Source organism: Falsiroseomonas sp. HC035 (assembly GCF_050563525.1).
Classification (GTDB): domain Bacteria; phylum Pseudomonadota; class Alphaproteobacteria; order Acetobacterales; family Acetobacteraceae; genus Falsiroseomonas.
In genome coordinates this window covers 23401-38823 of the sequence record NZ_JBNXUN010000020.1, presented here as the reverse complement: position 1 = coordinate 38823, position 15423 = coordinate 23401, and the positions used below count along the sequence as shown (strand labels likewise).

Genomic DNA, 15423 nt, shown 5'->3' with positions numbered 1-15423 from the left:
GCGGCCTGCGGCCCCGCCGACCATGGCCTGCCGCTCCGCCGCCCTTCGCCGCAAGCTGCGACCAGGCGTTCGCGCGTGGCTCCTGGGCCGCAAATCTATCAACCAGTGCGACCCCACGGCCACGCTGTTGTCGCCGGCATCCTGCCCGCCAGAAGCGGCTCACGGGGATCGGCGGCGCCGTGCGTACCGCCGTTGCAGTGCGGGGCTTGTCTCAGGTGCCGGGCGCATGGAGACTTCCGCCATGGGAGAACCAGGCGGAATTCGCGCGGACCAGGCGCGCAGCATCGAATCCCGCCATTCCTGGATCATTGCCGCCGCCGCCCTGACCATGCTCGCGTTCGCCGCGGGCGCCCCACTGACGGTGGTCGTCGGCCTCGTGCCAATCTCCGAGACATTGGGCGCGGGCAGGTCGCTCCCCTCGCTTGCCACCTCGCTCGCTTACCTCGGTACCGGCATCGGCGGCGTCGTCTGCGGGCTGCTGGCGGGACGGTTCGGGCAGCGTGCGGTTGCCATGCTTGGCGGCTCTGCAATCCTGGCCGGCCTGGTCACTGCCTCGCTTGCGGAGCCATGGTCGCTGCTCGTCGGCATCGGCCTCGGCGTCGGGCTCTTCGGGAATGGCGCGCTGTTCCCGCCGATGCTGGCCTATGTGTCGCTCTGGTTCGACCGGCGGCGAGGCACGGCGCTGGCTCTCGTCTCCTCCGGCCAATACGTCGCGGGCTTCGTCTGGCCCTCGCTCTTCGAGCGGAGCATCGCGGCCTTCGGCTGGCAGTGGACCATGCTGGGCTATGGCGCCGCTGCCTCGGCGGTCATCGTCACGCTGGCGGCGCTGGTCTTGCGGCCACCGCCGGTGCCGCTGAGCGGGCCAGGCGCGATCCGGTCGCAGCCCGGGGCGCCGGTGCTGGGGATGCCGCCGAACACGGCGCTGGCACTGCTGGCGCTTGGCAGCTTCCTGTGCTGCGTGCCCATGGCCATGCCGGCGGCGCATCTCGTCGCCTTCTGCGGCGACCTCGGCATCCGGACCTCGGTGGGGGCCGCCATGCTGTCCGTGCTGCTGCTTTCGGCCTTCGTGGCGCGGCAATTCTGGGGCTGGCTGTCGGACCGTGTCGGCGGGTTGTGGACCGTCTTCATCGGCGGGCTGGCGCAGACGGTGGGGATGCTGGGCTTTCTGGCGACGCAGGACGAGGCGGGGCTGTTCTTCGCGGCCGCCGCCTATGGACTTGGCTTCGGCGGGATCGTGCCCGCCTATGTGCTCGCGGTGCGGGAGTTGTTCCCGGTTGCCGAAGTCACCTGGCGCGTTCCGGCGCTGCTCATGTGCAGCCTCGCCGGGATGGCCTTCGGCGCCTGGCTGGCGGGGGCGATCTATGACGGCGTTGGCTTCTATGCCGCGGCCTGGTGGGTCGGAATTGTTTTCGGCCTGGCGCAGGTGGCGCTGATCGGCACCCTGCTGATGCGGCAGCGCGGCGCGATGCAATCGTTGCGGGCCGCGGCCTGAAGCAAGGGCCGCAATCGACATCGTACTCAGGTATCGGCGGCGCCTGCCCACTGCTGACCCGCATCCAAGTCCGGGCGACTGCATTCAAAGCCCGTACTCGAAGCAGCGTCCGTGCCATGATACTGCACAGGAAGCCCCTCTCAACCATGCCCGGAGGCAATCGCATGAGTGCCGACATCGAACCGATGGCCGAATTCCGTCCGCACAGCTCGCACTGGGGCGTCTTCTCCGCGGCGATGCGCGACGGCGAGCTTCTGGTTCGCCAGTATCCGGGCGATCCGGACCCCAATGAGATCATCCAGAACTTCCCCTCTGCACTGCGGCACCCCGCGCGCATCGCGCAGCCGATGGTGCGCCGTGGCTGGCTGGAGCGGGGCCCCGGGCCGGATCGCCGGCGCGGACGGGACGAGTTCGTTCCCATGGCCTGGGACGCGGTGCTGGACTTGCTGGGCGACGAACTGCGTCGGGTCCGGGACCGGCATGGGCCGGACGGCGTCTTCGGCGGCTCCTACGGTTGGGCCAGCGCCGGGCGCTTCCACCACGCCCAGAGCCAGATCCACCGCTTCCTGAACACGGCCCTGGGCGGCTACGTCGCCTCGGTCAACAGCTACAGCTCCGCCGCTGCCACGGTGATCGTGCCGCATATCCTCGGCGACTACGAGGCCCTGACCAAGCACAACGTCACATGGGACCAGGTGGCGACGCATAGCGAGGTCGTGCTGGCCTTCGGCGGCATGGCGCTCAAGAACGCCATGGTATCGGGCGGCGGCATCAGCGAGCACGTCGAGCGCGGCGCCATGCGGGCGGCCCGCGAACGCGGCTGCGACTTCATCCTGATTGGTCCATTGCACAGCGACCTGCCGGAGGAGACCCGTTCCGAGTGGATCGCCAACATCCCGGGGACCGACACCGCGCTGATGCTCGCGCTCGTGCACACGCTGGTCACCGATGGATTGCACGACAGGGCCTTCATCGAGCGCTACACCGTCGGCTGGCCGGTCTTCGAGCGCTACCTCCTGGGCGAGGCGGACGGCCAGCCGAAGAACGCCGACTGGGCGGCGCCGATCACCGGCGTGGCGGCGGAGGCGATCCGCGCCCTGGCGCGCCGGCTGCACGGCAAGCGGGTGCTGGTGACCGTGGCCCATTCGCTGCAGCGGGCAGAGCATGGCGAACAGCCGGTCTGGATGGGCGCGGTGCTGGCGGCGGCCCTCGGCCAGATTGGCCTGCCCGGCGGCGGCTACGGCTATGCCCTGGGCGCCATCGGCTATTATGGCCGACGCGCCAACGCCGTGCCCGGTCCCACCCTGTCGCAGGGACGCAACCGGCACGGCAACTTCATTCCCGTCGCCCGCATCGCGGACATGCTGCTGAACCCTGGTGCGGCCTACCGGTACAACGGCCAGACGCGAACCTACCCCGACATCCGGCTGGTCTACTGGGCCGGCGGCAACCCCTTCCACCACCACCAGGACCTCAACCGTCTGCGGCAGGCCTTCGCACGCGTCGACACGCTGGTCGTGCACGAGCAGGCCTGGACCGCCACGGCGCGCCACGCCGACATCGTCCTGCCCGCGACCATGACGCTGGAGCGCGAGGACATCGGCTACAGCTCCCATGATCCGCTCATGGTGGCGATGCACCGGATCGCGGAGCCCTATGGCGAGGCGCGGGACGACCACGACATCTTCGCAGCCCTCAGCCGGCGCCTTGGCGTGGAGCAAGCCTTCACCGAAGGTCGCAACAGCCGCGACTGGCTACGGCACCTCTATGCGCGCACGCAGCAGGGGCTGCGCGACCAGGGCCTGCCCGCGCCGGACTTCGAGGAGTTCTGGGCCGCGGGCAGCCTGCGCCTGCCGCAGGCCCCCGACGACGGTGGCCCCTGGCGTGCCTTCCACGAGGATCCGGACGCCAACCCGTTGCCGACCGCGAGCGGAAGAATCGAGATCTTCTCCGAGACCGTGGCCGGCTTTGGCGAGGCAAGCTGCCCCGGCCATCCCACCTGGCTGCCGCCCGAGGAGACTCCAGGCCCCGGCACGCCGCTGCACCTCGTCGCCAACCAGCCGGCGACGCGGCTGCACAGCCAGCTCGATTTCGGCGGCCACAGCATCGGGTCGAAACGACGCGGCCGGGAGGTCGCCACCATGCATCCCGCGGACGCGGCGGCGCGCGGCATTGCCGATGGTGACGTCATCCGGCTGTCCAACGCCCGCGGCGCCTGCCTGGCCGCAGTGCGGCTGACCACGGACATCCGCCCCGGCGTCGTGCAGCTGGCGACCGGCGCCTGGTACGATCCGGAGGATCCGGAGGACGACCGGCCGCTCTGCGTGCACGGCAACCCGAATGTGCTGACGCGGGATGCCGGGACCTCGGCGCTCGCCCAGGGCTGCACCGGTCAGATCACCGTGGTGGAGGTCGAGCGCTTCACCGGCAACCTGCCGCCGATCCGTGCCTTCGACCCACCGAGGGCAGGCTAGAACGGGGAGCCGCGTGGCCAGCGCCCTGCTCTGCGGCGCCTTGCTCTGACAAGAATACCGTGCCCAGCGCCTGGGAAAGGCCGCATGTCGCCGGCCATGCGACAGGGTCATGCCGGCGGCGAGAAGATGTTCGTGGACTTCGCGGGCGACACCATCGACGTGGTTGACCCGACCAGTGGCGAGATCTGGCAGGTCAGGTTGTTCGTCGCCTGCATGGGCGCCTCCCGCCTGGTGTTCGCCGAGGCCAGGGCCGGCGAGGGGCTGGCGGGCTGCCTTGATGGCTTCGGCCGGCAAGACGTTCCGCGCCGCCCTCAGCTGTTGCCGGCACACGATGTTGGGCCGAGCCTCCTGCAGCCAATCGAGCAGGCTGTGCGGGCGCTTGTTCACGTTGATGATGTTGAAGATCGGATTTTCCCGTGATCAGGTCTCGGCTCGTCCGCCGTGTGGTCGGCTGTCCCGGGGCCAACGCTCAATGATCCTTGGAGGCGCCATGAAGATCCAGGTCGACGACGCGCACGGCGTGTCCGCCTTGCTGGCGGCGTCCCTATTCAGGCCACCCGCGAGGTGATGGCATCGCCCCCGAGGTCGATGTCGAACAGCCTGGTCCGGCCGTCCGCCGGCTCCCGCCGCGTAGGCATTGCCGCCGTGCACCAGCCACTGGACGCCAGGCGCGACAGATCGGCCCGGAGGCCTTACCGCCATGGGCCCTTTTTGCGTCCTGGGGAAGACCGGGCGCGGGCGGACCCGTGGCACGACCGGGGCGTCGGCTCTACTGTGGCCGCGTAGACCGGAGAACCGTCCATGAGCGTGCGCGTCGCGGAGTATCTCGCAAGCCAGAAGGAAGCGATCCTCGAACGGCTGTTGACGCTGATCCGTTTTCCCTCGGTCAGCACCGATCCCGCTTTCGCCGATGGCATGCGCGGCGCCCGCGAGTTCCTGCTCGACCGCCTGCGGGTGGCCGGCCTGCAGGATGTCCAGCTGCTGGAGGCGCCATGCGGCCAGCCGGCGGTCTACGGCGCCTGGACTGGCGCTGGTCCGGACACGCCCACCATCATGATCTATGGCCATTACGACGTTCAGCCGGCCGACCCGCTCGAGCTCTGGCAGTCGCCACCCTTCGAGCCGACGCTCCGCGACGGCCGGATCTACGCGCGCGGCGCAAGCGACGTGAAGGGGTCCACCACCATCGCCATCGAGACGGTGGCGGCCTTCCTGGCCGTCGAGGGCGGCTGCCCGGTCAACGTCAAGCTGTTCCTCGAAGGGGAGGAGGAGGTGGGCAGCCCGAGCCTGCCGGTATTGATCGAGGCGCATCGCGAATTGCTGGCCGCCGATGCCATGCTGTCCGCTGATGGGGGCGGCGCCGCTGGCAAGGTGCCGGTCCTCAACATCGGCTGCCGCGGCATCACCGCGCTGCAGTTCAGCCTGCGCACCGCGAGGAAGGACGCTCATTCGGGCAAGGTCGGTGGCGCCATGCGCAACGCCCTGCATGAGATGGCGCGCCTGGTCGCAACGCTGCATGAGGACGACGGTCGTGTCGCCGTCGAGGGCTTCGAGGCCGGTGCAGGGCCGCTCACCAACGCCCTGCGTGTCGAGTCCGCCTCGCTCCCGCTGGACGAGGCGGCCTGGTATGCGGAGTTCGGTGCGGTTCCCTTCGGAGACCCCGCCTATACGGTCCGCGAACGCACCACGCTCCGACCGACCATCGAGGTCAACGGCATGTGGGGTGGCTATACGGGTCGCGGTGGGAAGACCGTCACGCCGGCCGAAGCTCATGCCAAGCTCACGATGCGCCTGGTTCCCGGCCAGGACCCGGCGGCGGCGCAGGCCGCGGTGAAGGCGCATCTCGAAGGTCACGCCCCGAATGGGGTGGCGCTGGAGTTCCACTTCAGCCCGGGGGGCACGCGTGCCTATACGCTCGGCGCAGACCATCCACTGCGCGCCGCCGCGGCGGCCGTGCTGCGGCGGGAGAAGGGAGCGGAACCGGCCGTGATGCGCCTCGGCGGCACCGTGCCGATTACGACGCTGTTCCAGGAAAGCCTCGGCATGGACAGCCTGATGTTCGGCCTCGCCAGCGCCGACGAGGATGCCCATGCGCCGAACGAGTTCTTCCGCCTGTCCTCGCTGGACGAGGGCCTGCGCCTCTGGCCGCTGCTGCTGACGGAGATCGGCCGGACGCCGCCCGCAGCGTTCCGCCGCACCGCCTAGTCCCGCCGCGCCGCAGCGGCACGCTCCCGCAGTCTGGGGGAGGGGGGTTCAGCCCGTCACCCCCAGCTCCTGCCGCACCAGGCTGACCCAGAAGGCCACGCCGTGAGGCAGCGCGGCATCGTTGAAGTCGTAGAGTGATGAATGCAGCGCGTGGGCCGTTCCATCAGGCGCAGTGCCGGTGCCGAGGAAGACGAAGGCGCCGGGCTTCGCCTTGAGCATGAAGGCAAAATCCTCGCCGCCTGTGACAGGCCGGGTCGCGGCATCCACTCCATCCTCACCTGCCACGGCTCGCGCCGCCGCGGCCATCACCTCCGTCTCGCGCTCGTGGTTGACCAGCGGAATGGCGTTCCACCAGAGGGACACCTCCACCGTCGCACCCTGACTGGCCGCGGCCAACTGGCCGAGCTCGTGGATACGCCGCTCGACGAGTTCCTGCATGGCCGAGTTGAAAGCGCGCATCGTCCCGCCGACGACGAGCTCTGCCGGCATGACGTTCAGCGCCTCGCGGGCACCACCGGCGATGTGACCGACGCTGACCACCACGCTCTCCAGCGCTGGCACGTTGCGGCTGACGATGCCCTGCAGCATCTGGATGAAGACGGCCTGCACCAGCGCCAAGTCATTCGCCAGATGCGGCGAGTTGCCGCCATGCCCGCCCTTGCCGCGGAAGGTCGTGACCCACCGTCCCGAGCCGGCCATCAATGGCCCCTTGCGGAGCGCGAACTGCCCCAGCGGCAAGCCCGGCATGTTGTGCATCCCGTAGACGGCGTCGCAGGGGAATCGCTCGAAGAGCTGGTCGTCGAGCATCGCCTTGGCGCCGCCGCGGCCTTCCTCCGCCGGCTGAAACAGGAAGTGGACCGTGCCGGCGAAGTCGGGATCCTCGGCGAGGATCTGCGCGGCGCCCAGCAGCATGGTGGTGTGGCCATCATGGCCGCAGGCATGCATGCGGCCAGAAGCCGTGGAGGCGTAGGGCAGGGCCGTCTGCTCGGTCAGTGCCAGCGCATCCATGTCGGCGCGGAGGCCGATGGCCCCCTGGCCCGGACGCCGGCCCCGCAGCGTGCCCACGACACCGAAGCGACCAACACCCTCCGTCGTCTCCAGGCCCAGGGCCCGCAGCCGCTCCGCAACCAGGGCGGCGGTACGCGTTTCCTCCATGCCAAGTTCGGGATGGGCGTGGATGTCGCGCCGCAGGGTGACGAGGTCAGGCAGCAACCGGGCGATCCGCGCCTGCATGTCCGGCTTCATGTCCCTGTTCCTCTGCCTGTCCCTGATGACCTCGCCATCCGGAGCCGCGCCCGACTTGGCGCCGAAGCGTCGGCAAGGCCTGCCAAGCCAAGCATAGCGCGGTGGGGGCTCAAGCCAATCGGGGTTGTGCCTGGACGGTGCGCCCGATCCTCGCGCACCGGGCTGCGTCAGGCTGCTGCTGCTTCGCCGAAATACGCTCTCTCCAGGCGCTGATGCAGGCCTGGTTCATCCGCCCGTGCCTGCAACACCACGCGCCCCTGTGCCATCGCATAGACACGGTCGGACACCGCCAGCGCCTTGTCGATCAGCTGTTCTACCAGCAGCACGGCGGTGCCGGTGTCGCGGAGATCCGCCACGACACCCAGCACCCGATCGACCAGCACCGGTGACAGTCCGGCCGATGGCTCGTCGAGCAGCAGCAGCCGCGGCCGCCGCACAAGGCCCTGCGCCACCGCAAGCATCTGCTGCTGCCCCCCGCTCAACATGCCGCCCCGGTCATGACGCTTGGCGGCGATCTCCGGAAAGACGGAAAGCGCCTCCTCGACCCGCGCAGCACGTTCACGGCGCGGCAGGTCGTAGGCGGCGAGCAGCAGGTTGTCCGTGACGCTGAGCTGCGTGAAGATCCGATGCCCCTCCACCACATGCACCAGCCCGGCACGCGCCGATCCTCGCGGCCCGGCATCCTTCATGTCCCGGTCGGCGAACCGCACGCTGCCGGCCGTCACCGACAACAGACCCGTCAGGGCACGCAGAAGCGTGGTCTTGCCCGCGCCATTCGGCCCGAGCAGCGAAACCACTTCACCGGCGCCAACTCGGACGTCCACGCCGTGAAGCACCGCGATCTTGCCGTAGCCCGCGGAGATCCCGCAGACATCGAGCAACGCCTCAGGCCCCGAGATATGCACTGACCACCTCCGAATGGACACGGATCTCGGCGGGGGTGCCCGCGGCCAGCTCGCGACCGAGGTTCAGCACCGTGACCTGGTCGCAGATGTCGAAGATCAGGTCGGCATGGTGTTCCACCAGCAGCACCCCGGTGCCCTGCCGGCTGATGGCGCGGATCAGCGCGCCGAGGCTTCGGATCTCCTCGGCCGAAAGTCCTGCCGCCGGCTCGTCCAGCAACAGGAAGCGCGGCCGCAGCATCAGGGCGCGCGCAATCTCAAGGAACCGAAGCTCGCTGTGTTGCAGCCGGTCGGCCCGCACCTCGGCCAGAGCACCCAGTCCGACACAGCGCAGTGCCAGCAGCGCATCATGCCGAAGCATCGCCTCGTCCCGGCGATGCCGTGGCAGCGACAGCAGCGATTCGAAGAAGCTGCCACGGCCACGAATGACACCACCGACCATGACGTTGTCCAGCACCGAGGATTCGCCGATAATCCGCGGCGTCTGGAAGGTGCGGGCGATGCCATGGGCGGCACGAGTCTGGGGTGCCGCCGGCGGCAGTGGTTGATCGTCCAGGATCACGCTGCCCGACTCCGGGCGATAGAAACCGCAGATGACGTTCAGCGTGGTGGTCTTGCCGGACCCGTTCGGCCCGATCAGCCCATGCACCTTGCCCGGCTCGATCTCGAGGTCCAGCCCGTCGATCGCCCGGACACCGCCGAAGCTCAGCACCACGTCCTTCAGGAAAATGGTCTCGGTACCGGCTCGGTCCCCCAGGATCTCACGCAGCAGGTCCGGCCGCGGCACAATGGTGCGATCGCCCTCGATCAGGCGTCGGCTGCGGAAGTCCAGCAGGGCCGCGATGCCACCGGGAACCGCGAGGACGATGACCAGCAGCAGCGTGGCGTAGAGGAAGGTGGACCAGGCCACCAGCGGAGCCGCGAATTCCGGCAGCCAGGTCAACACGATGGTGGCGATCAGCGGACCCAGGATGGAGCCACGGCCGCCGATCAGGATCGCGATGAAGAACAGGACCGAAAGATCGAAGGTGAAGGCTTCCGGGCTGATGTAGGATTGCAGCGTGGCGAACAGCCCGCCGGCAATTCCCGCCATGGTGCCGGCGAACAGGAAGACCGAGCCCAGCAGCAGGGGCTTGGAGATGCCCGCCGCCTCCGCCGCGACATCGGCATCGCGAATCGCGACCAGGGATCGTCCGAAGCGGCTATGCGCGACGTTGGCCGTGATCCAGGTGCAGAAGGCCGCCAGGGCGAGGCAGAACAGGTAGAAGCCGAAGATCGTGTCGAAGGGCGCCGGCAACACCGGGCCGATGATGCCGATGCCGCCGCCGGTCACGCTCTGCCACGCCAGCGCCACCTGCGTCACGATGGTGGCGAAGCCGAGCGTGGTCATGGCGAAGTAGAAGGTGCGTAGCCGCAGCGCCGGCAGGCCGACGATGACGCCGAACACGCCGCCGACCACCGCCGCGGCGCCAAGCGCCAGGTAGACATGCACCGGCGGCATCACGTTGCCCGCCACCAGGACGCTGGTGGTATAGGCGCCGAGAGTGAGCATCGCCACCCAGCCGATCGCCAGTTGCCCGGCGAATCCGACGACAAGGTTGAGCGCGGAGACCAGGACCCAGTAGATCGCGGCGCGCGTGGCGATCAGGGTCCAGTAGTCGTTGCTGACCAACGGCAGGATCAGCGCGACGGCCAGGATTCCCAGGAAGGGCAGGAGCTTGAGGGCCATGGCGTTCATACGCGGCGCTGTGCCGGGGCGCCGAACAGCCCCTGCGGTGCCAACAGCAGCACGATGATGAAGACGCTGAACACGGCCACGCTCGCGAAGACGCCACCGACCAGGAAGTTCGCGGATTGCTGGAATACGCCAAGCGCCAGCCCGCCGATGATCGCCCCGCGGTTGTTGCCAAGCCCACCCAGCGCGACCGGAACAAACCCGTAGAAATTCAGCATCGCGCCATTGGCGAAGAAGGCGAGGAAGAGCTGGCCGGAGGCGAAGCCGGCCAGCCCACCAATCACGCCGGCCAGCGCGTAGCTCGTCATCCTCAGGTTGCGTTCCGGCAGGCCCAGCGCACGGGCGGCGAAATTGTCCTCGGCGATGGCGAGGAAGGCGCGGCCGATCAGCGTGCGGCGATAGAGGAATTCCAGCCCGACCACGACGGTGATGCAGGCCAGGATGGGCAGCCAGAACTTCTCGTCCCCGGCCCCGCCACCCTGGAAGCCGAACAGGTTCGGAAAGGGCTGCGGCTCCGTGCTCCAGTTGATGGCGGTGAACTGCTGGATCATCAGCGCCAGCGCGAGCGTCGACAGGACATACAGGTGCTGTTCCAGGCTCTTCAGCACCGGCCGCACCGCAATGATCTCCGTCAGCACGCCGACCAGCGCGCAGGCCGCCAGCGTCAGCAGGAAGCCAAGGATCGCCGGCAGCCCGAGTACGCCGATGAAGGCGGCACCCAGCACGCCACCCAGCATGCCGAGCTGCCCGGCGGTGAAGCTCATCACCCGCGAGGCCGAGAACATGACGTTGTAGGTGACGCCGATCAGCGCATAGACGGCGCCGACCGCGAGCCCCGACAGGAGGATGGCTGGGAGCATGGGATCAGGTGTAGCCGGGGGCGAGCTTGTAGGCGCCCTGGCGCAGCGAGTTGGCTTCCGACATCACCAGGTCGCTCTCCGGCAGTCCGTTGTGGTTCTGCGCCGACCAGGTGTAGCTGGCATAAAGGCCGGGGTAGCTGCGCACCGAATTCCAGTAGGCGATCATCGCCGCCGGATCGGTGCCGCCTGACTCCTTCACCGCATCCGCGATGATGTTGATCGCGTCCACGCCGGCGGCCACCCACCACAGCGTCGTGTCCTCGAAGTTGATCCTGCCCTTCACGCGGTCGACGAAGGCCTGAACGTGGTCCGGCAGCTTGCCGTCGGCACCGTAGCTGCAATTCCGGAAGCCCAGGATATAGGTCTTCTCCCAATTCTCCGGCTTTGCGATCAACTGCCCCACCTCGCCCGATCCCATCGCGGGATGGCCGATCAGCGGCACATTCCAGCCCATGTTGGCGCGCACGTTCATGATGCGGGAGATCAGGCCCGGCGAGACGGTCCAGACCGCGATCGCCTCGGCACCGGAGATGCGCATCCGCAGCATGTCCGGCGTCAGGTCCGGCTGGGTCGCGTCGATGGTGCCGCTGTACACCACCTCCGCGTCGCGCCGCTTGAAGCTGGCGGAGGAACTGTTGACGGTGGTGGTGCCGTAGCCGGTGGTGTCGCCGATCACGGCGAACTTCTTCAGCTTCATGATGTTCACGCCATAGCCGCTGACAGCGTCGTCGATCTGGCTGTTCGACGGGGCCATGCGGAAGGCGTTGGGATAGCGCACCGGGTCGATCAGCGTATCCACGAAGCACGGGTGCACGTTGGGCATCCGGCCGCGCGCGATGATCGGCGTCACGGCCAGCGACTCGCCGGAATTGGTAGGTCCCCAAATCGCGTGCACACGCACCCGGCTGATCATCTCCTGCGCGGCGTTCACCGCCTTGGTCGGATCGCCCTGGGTATCCCGCACCGCGAGTTCGATCTTCCGGCCGCGCACGCCGCCGGCGGCATTCAACGCATCCACCGCATGGTGCACGCCGCGATCGAAGCCGATGGCGGGTGCCGAGCTTGGGCCGGTGAGGGCGGCGAGCCAGCCGATGCGGATCGGCTCGCCCTGCGCCAGCGCGGGCGCCGCAAGTCCAAGACCGGATGCCGTGGCGAGGCCGGCGCCACCGAGCGCAAGGCTACGACGTGTGATGTTCATGGGATTTCCTCCTGTTTGCTTCATTGGTCTTGCAGGCGGCGGATACGATCCCAGTCGAAGCGGAAGCCCCAGCCGGGACGTTCGGGCACGACGGCCCGTCCGCCTTCGAACTCCAACGCCTCCAGGTAAAGCTGCGAAAACCACGGCATGTATTCGAGGTAGCTGGCGTTCGACAGCGCGCCGAGCACCTGGATGCTGGTCTCCGGGAAGAGATGGCTCGACACCGGCACGTCGTGGCTCTCGGCCATGTGGCCGACCCGCATGAACTCGCTGACGCCACCGACACGCTGCAGGTCCGGCATCAGGATGTCGGCAGAGCGCAGTTCCAGCATGCGGCGGAAGCCGTAGCGGGTGTATTCCGTCTCGCCGCTGGCGATCGGCGTATCGAGCGCGGCCGCGACTCGGGCCAGGCCATCGAGGTCCCAGGCCGGCAGGGGTTCCTCGAACCAGGCCAACTGGAATTCCTCCAGCATCCGGCCCAGCCGGATCGCCTGCGCTTCGCTCTGCCCCTGGTTGGCGTCGGCCATCAAAGCCACCTGCGGCCCGACTGCCTCCCGCACCGCACGGACCCGTGCGGCATCCTCGGCAGGATCGGCCTTGCCGAGCCGCATCTTCATCGCGAGGAAACCCTGGTCGAGGAAGGACCGCGCTTCCGCCACCAGTTCATCGACCGAACGGGACAGCCAGAGTCCGCCGCTGTGATACGCCGGCACACGATCCTGCGCGCCACCGAGCAGGCGGTACAGCGGCAGTCCCGTGGCCTGGCCGAGCGCGTCCCACAGCGCCCCATCAATCGCGGAGATCCCGACGACCGGCACACCCTTGTGGCCGAGGAAGTTGATGTCCTTCCAGGCCCGCGCCCAGAACCCGACGATGTGTCCGGCATCGCGCCCGACGACGACATCCGCCAGGTCATCCACCATCTGCCGCAGCACCTTGGTCCGGCGGTCGTTCAGCGTGAAGATCAGGTTCTCGCCCGTGATCCCCTGGTCCGTCCGCAGGATGACGAGGATGCAGCCAAAGCGCGCGATCTGCCCCAGCGCACTGCCGATCGGTTGCGGCAGCGCGACGACGACCGGCGTGGTCTCGATGGCGGTGACCTTCATGCGGCGCGCCTCGCTTCGGTTCTGGTGGGCGCTGCGGCGGTGTATTTCGCCAGCACCGCAGGGTCAGGGTCGCAGCCCAGGCCCGGCGCGGTCGGCACGGCCACATGGCCGTCCCTGGCGCGCACCCATGGGTCGAAGGGATTGGCCTCCATCTCCAGCCACAGCACCTCGATCAGCGGGCGTTCCGCCAGCGCGGCGGCAACATGCAGCGTGGCGACGAAGCCGGGGCCGAAGTAGGGGCAGTGGGGGATCACCTCCACCCCCTGCGCTCGGGCCAGGGCGAAGACCTGCACCATCTCGCCGATGCCGCCGATCTTGGTGACGCTGGGCTGGGCGATGTCGATCGCACCGGCCTGCATCAGCGTGCGGAAGCCGAAGAGGCCGGCGGTGTTCTCGCCCGCCGTCAGCGGGATGCCGTGGCGGCGCAGGCTGGCCAGGCCATCGGCATCCTCCGGCGGCCAGACCGGCTCCTCCAGCCAGAGCAACCCGTCGCCGGCAAGGCTCGCCGCCATGTCGCGCGCCACCGGCGGCGTCCAGGCGCAGTTCACGTCGAGCATGATGGCGGCATCCGGCGCCGCGGCGCGAGCGGCCAGCACCGCGTCGCGCGTCAGTTCGTGCAGCTTGATGTGGCGAAATCCCTGCGCCCGCGCATCCGCCGTGTTGCGCGCCACCAGATCCAGGTTCCCGCCATAGGACAGCAGGCTGGAATAGGCCGGCAGAGGGCCCGGCGCGCTGCCGCCCAGCAGCCGCCACACCGGCTGTCCGGTGCGCTTGCCAAGCAGGTCCCACAAGGCCATTTCGACACCGGACCAGGCATAGACGAAGGACCCGTTGCGCCCGAGCAGGTGGACCCCGTGCAGCACCTGCCGGGTCAGAGCGTTGATGTCGCCCGCATCGCGACCAACCGCCAGCGGCGCCACGATGCTGTCGAGTGCTGCCTTGGTGGCCGGGATGGCTGCGTGGCCGAAGGCTTCACCCCAGCCGACCAGGCCGTCCGCGGTCTCGACCCGTACGAGCAGGATCTCCAGCCGATCCCACGGCTGCCCGGCGAACAGCGGATGCGGGCCACCCATGGTGAAGGGCAGCGACACGACAGAGCTTTCGATGGCCGTGATCAGCATGGACGTCCTCGCCCCACCTTCTTGTCCGGGCGGGGTGACCCTAGCCTGGAACCGCGATAAAATCAGATCAAGCCCCATAACCCCGGTCATCATAAGTTGGTCTTATGAAATTGAGCTTCCGACAGTTGGAGGTCATCCGCGCCGTCGCGCTGCACGGCGCGGTCACCGCGGCGGCGAGCGACCTCGGCGTCTCCCAGCCCGCGGTCAGCATGATGCTGCGCGAATGCGCCGCCGCGGCCGGATTCCAGCTGTTCCTGCGCCTCCAGGGCCGCCTGCAGCCAACGCCGGAGTTGCGCGTGCTGCTCGACGAGGTGGAGCGTGTCTTCAAGGGGCTGGAACGGATCGAGCGCCTTGTGGGCGACATCCGCGAATCCAGCGTCGGGTCGGTGGTCGTCGCGGTGACGCCGACGCTGGCGGACAACCTGCTACCCCCCGCCGTTGCGGCTTTCCGCCAGGCACGGCCGCGCATCCAGGTCACGGTGCAGACGATGGACAACCTCTCCGTCGTCGAAGCAGTGACCCAGGGCGGCGTGGATTTCGGCCTGGTGCTGACCCCGATCGCGGAGGCCGATGCGCGGCTGGTGCCGCTGTGCCGTGGTGATCTGGTCTGCGTGGTGCCGCCGGATCACCCTCTGACCGCGTCGGGTTCGGTTACGCCGCAGGACCTCGCCGCCTGGCCCCTGATCTCCTTCAGCCGCAGCCTGCCCCTCGGACGCCTGGTGGAACAGAGCTTCCGGGAGGCGGGGATCGAGCGGAAGATCGCGTTGGAGGTGAACCAGTCCTCCACCGCGCTGGCGCTCGTGCGGGCGGGTGCCGGCGTGGCGGTGATCGACCCATTCCTTCTGCTGGATGATCGAGAACATGGTGTGGTGCGGCTGCGCTTGGAGCCGCGTTGCGTGGTGACGGCGCAGGCGCTGGTGCCGGCGCGGGTCGCGCTTTCGCGCGCGGCACTGGTCCTGCTGGCGACGATCCGACGCCACGGCGCCAGCATGCCCTGCGTCACCAGCCTGGTGGCACGTGGGCAGGCGCTGCCGTAGGCGCCCCAGAGGCGCAGCAGAGGCGAACGAGAAATCGAATCCTCTTCC

11 protein-coding genes and 1 pseudogene are annotated in these 15423 nt (G+C 68.9%); 5 read left to right on the top strand and 7 right to left on the bottom strand.

Annotated features, from left to right (window positions below; translation table 11 throughout):
• Positions 1-241 precede the first annotated feature (241 nt).
• From ACLF3G_RS25630 to ACLF3G_RS25615, 4 genes and pseudogenes are all read left to right on the top strand, one after another.
• Positions 242-1492, top strand: a complete 1251-nt coding sequence (locus tag ACLF3G_RS25630; RefSeq protein ID WP_430672240.1) for an MFS transporter — start codon at positions 242-244, stop codon at positions 1490-1492.
• 164 nt (positions 1493-1656) lie between these two features.
• Positions 1657-3966: a molybdopterin guanine dinucleotide-containing S/N-oxide reductase gene (locus ACLF3G_RS25625; protein WP_430672239.1), complete on the top strand. Its 2310-nt coding sequence runs from the start codon at positions 1657-1659 to the stop codon at positions 3964-3966.
• 75 nt (positions 3967-4041) lie between these two features.
• A pseudogene (locus tag ACLF3G_RS25620) lies at positions 4042-4233 on the top strand (IS21 family transposase); the annotation flags it as partial.
• Positions 4234-4767: 534 nt separating this feature from the next.
• A complete protein-coding gene (locus ACLF3G_RS25615) occupies positions 4768-6171 on the top strand; it encodes a M20/M25/M40 family metallo-hydrolase (protein ID WP_430672238.1) in 1404 nt (467 codons plus the stop codon).
• 48 nt (positions 6172-6219) lie between these two features.
• Here the strand turns inward: ACLF3G_RS25615 and ACLF3G_RS25610 are convergent, their stop codons facing one another.
• The 7 genes from ACLF3G_RS25610 to ACLF3G_RS25580 all read right to left on the bottom strand — a co-directional run bounded on the left by ACLF3G_RS25610 (position 6220) and on the right by ACLF3G_RS25580 (position 14338).
• On the bottom strand, positions 6220-7416 hold the full coding sequence (locus ACLF3G_RS25610) for a M20 aminoacylase family protein (protein WP_430672237.1): 1197 nt from the start codon (positions 7414-7416) through the stop codon (positions 6220-6222).
• 167 nt (positions 7417-7583) lie between these two features.
• Complete coding sequence (locus ACLF3G_RS25605) at positions 7584-8321, bottom strand: ABC transporter ATP-binding protein (RefSeq protein ID WP_430672236.1); 738 nt, start codon at positions 8319-8321, stop codon at positions 7584-7586.
• Complete coding sequence (locus ACLF3G_RS25600; protein WP_430672235.1) at positions 8302-10047, bottom strand: ABC transporter permease subunit; 1746 nt, start codon at positions 10045-10047, stop codon at positions 8302-8304. The genes ACLF3G_RS25605 and ACLF3G_RS25600 overlap by 20 nt, the downstream gene beginning before the upstream one ends.
• 5 nt (positions 10048-10052) lie before the next feature.
• A complete protein-coding gene (locus ACLF3G_RS25595) occupies positions 10053-10913 on the bottom strand; it encodes a branched-chain amino acid ABC transporter permease (RefSeq protein ID WP_430672234.1) in 861 nt (286 codons plus the stop codon).
• A gap of 4 nt (positions 10914-10917) precedes the next feature.
• Positions 10918-12111, bottom strand: coding sequence for an ABC transporter substrate-binding protein (locus ACLF3G_RS25590; protein WP_430672233.1), 1194 nt, complete (start codon positions 12109-12111; stop codon positions 10918-10920).
• A gap of 20 nt (positions 12112-12131) precedes the next feature.
• Complete coding sequence (locus tag ACLF3G_RS25585; protein ID WP_430672232.1) at positions 12132-13217, bottom strand: mandelate racemase/muconate lactonizing enzyme family protein; 1086 nt, start codon at positions 13215-13217, stop codon at positions 12132-12134.
• A complete protein-coding gene (locus ACLF3G_RS25580) occupies positions 13214-14338 on the bottom strand; it encodes a mandelate racemase/muconate lactonizing enzyme family protein (RefSeq protein ID WP_430672231.1) in 1125 nt (374 codons plus the stop codon). Before ACLF3G_RS25580 ends, ACLF3G_RS25585 begins: the two co-directional genes overlap by 4 nt.
• Before the next feature lie 104 nt (positions 14339-14442).
• Between ACLF3G_RS25580 and ACLF3G_RS25575 the strand changes: the two genes are divergently transcribed.
• Positions 14443-15375, top strand: coding sequence for a LysR substrate-binding domain-containing protein (locus ACLF3G_RS25575; RefSeq protein WP_430672230.1), 933 nt, complete (start codon positions 14443-14445; stop codon positions 15373-15375).
• Positions 15376-15423: the final 48 nt, after the last annotated feature.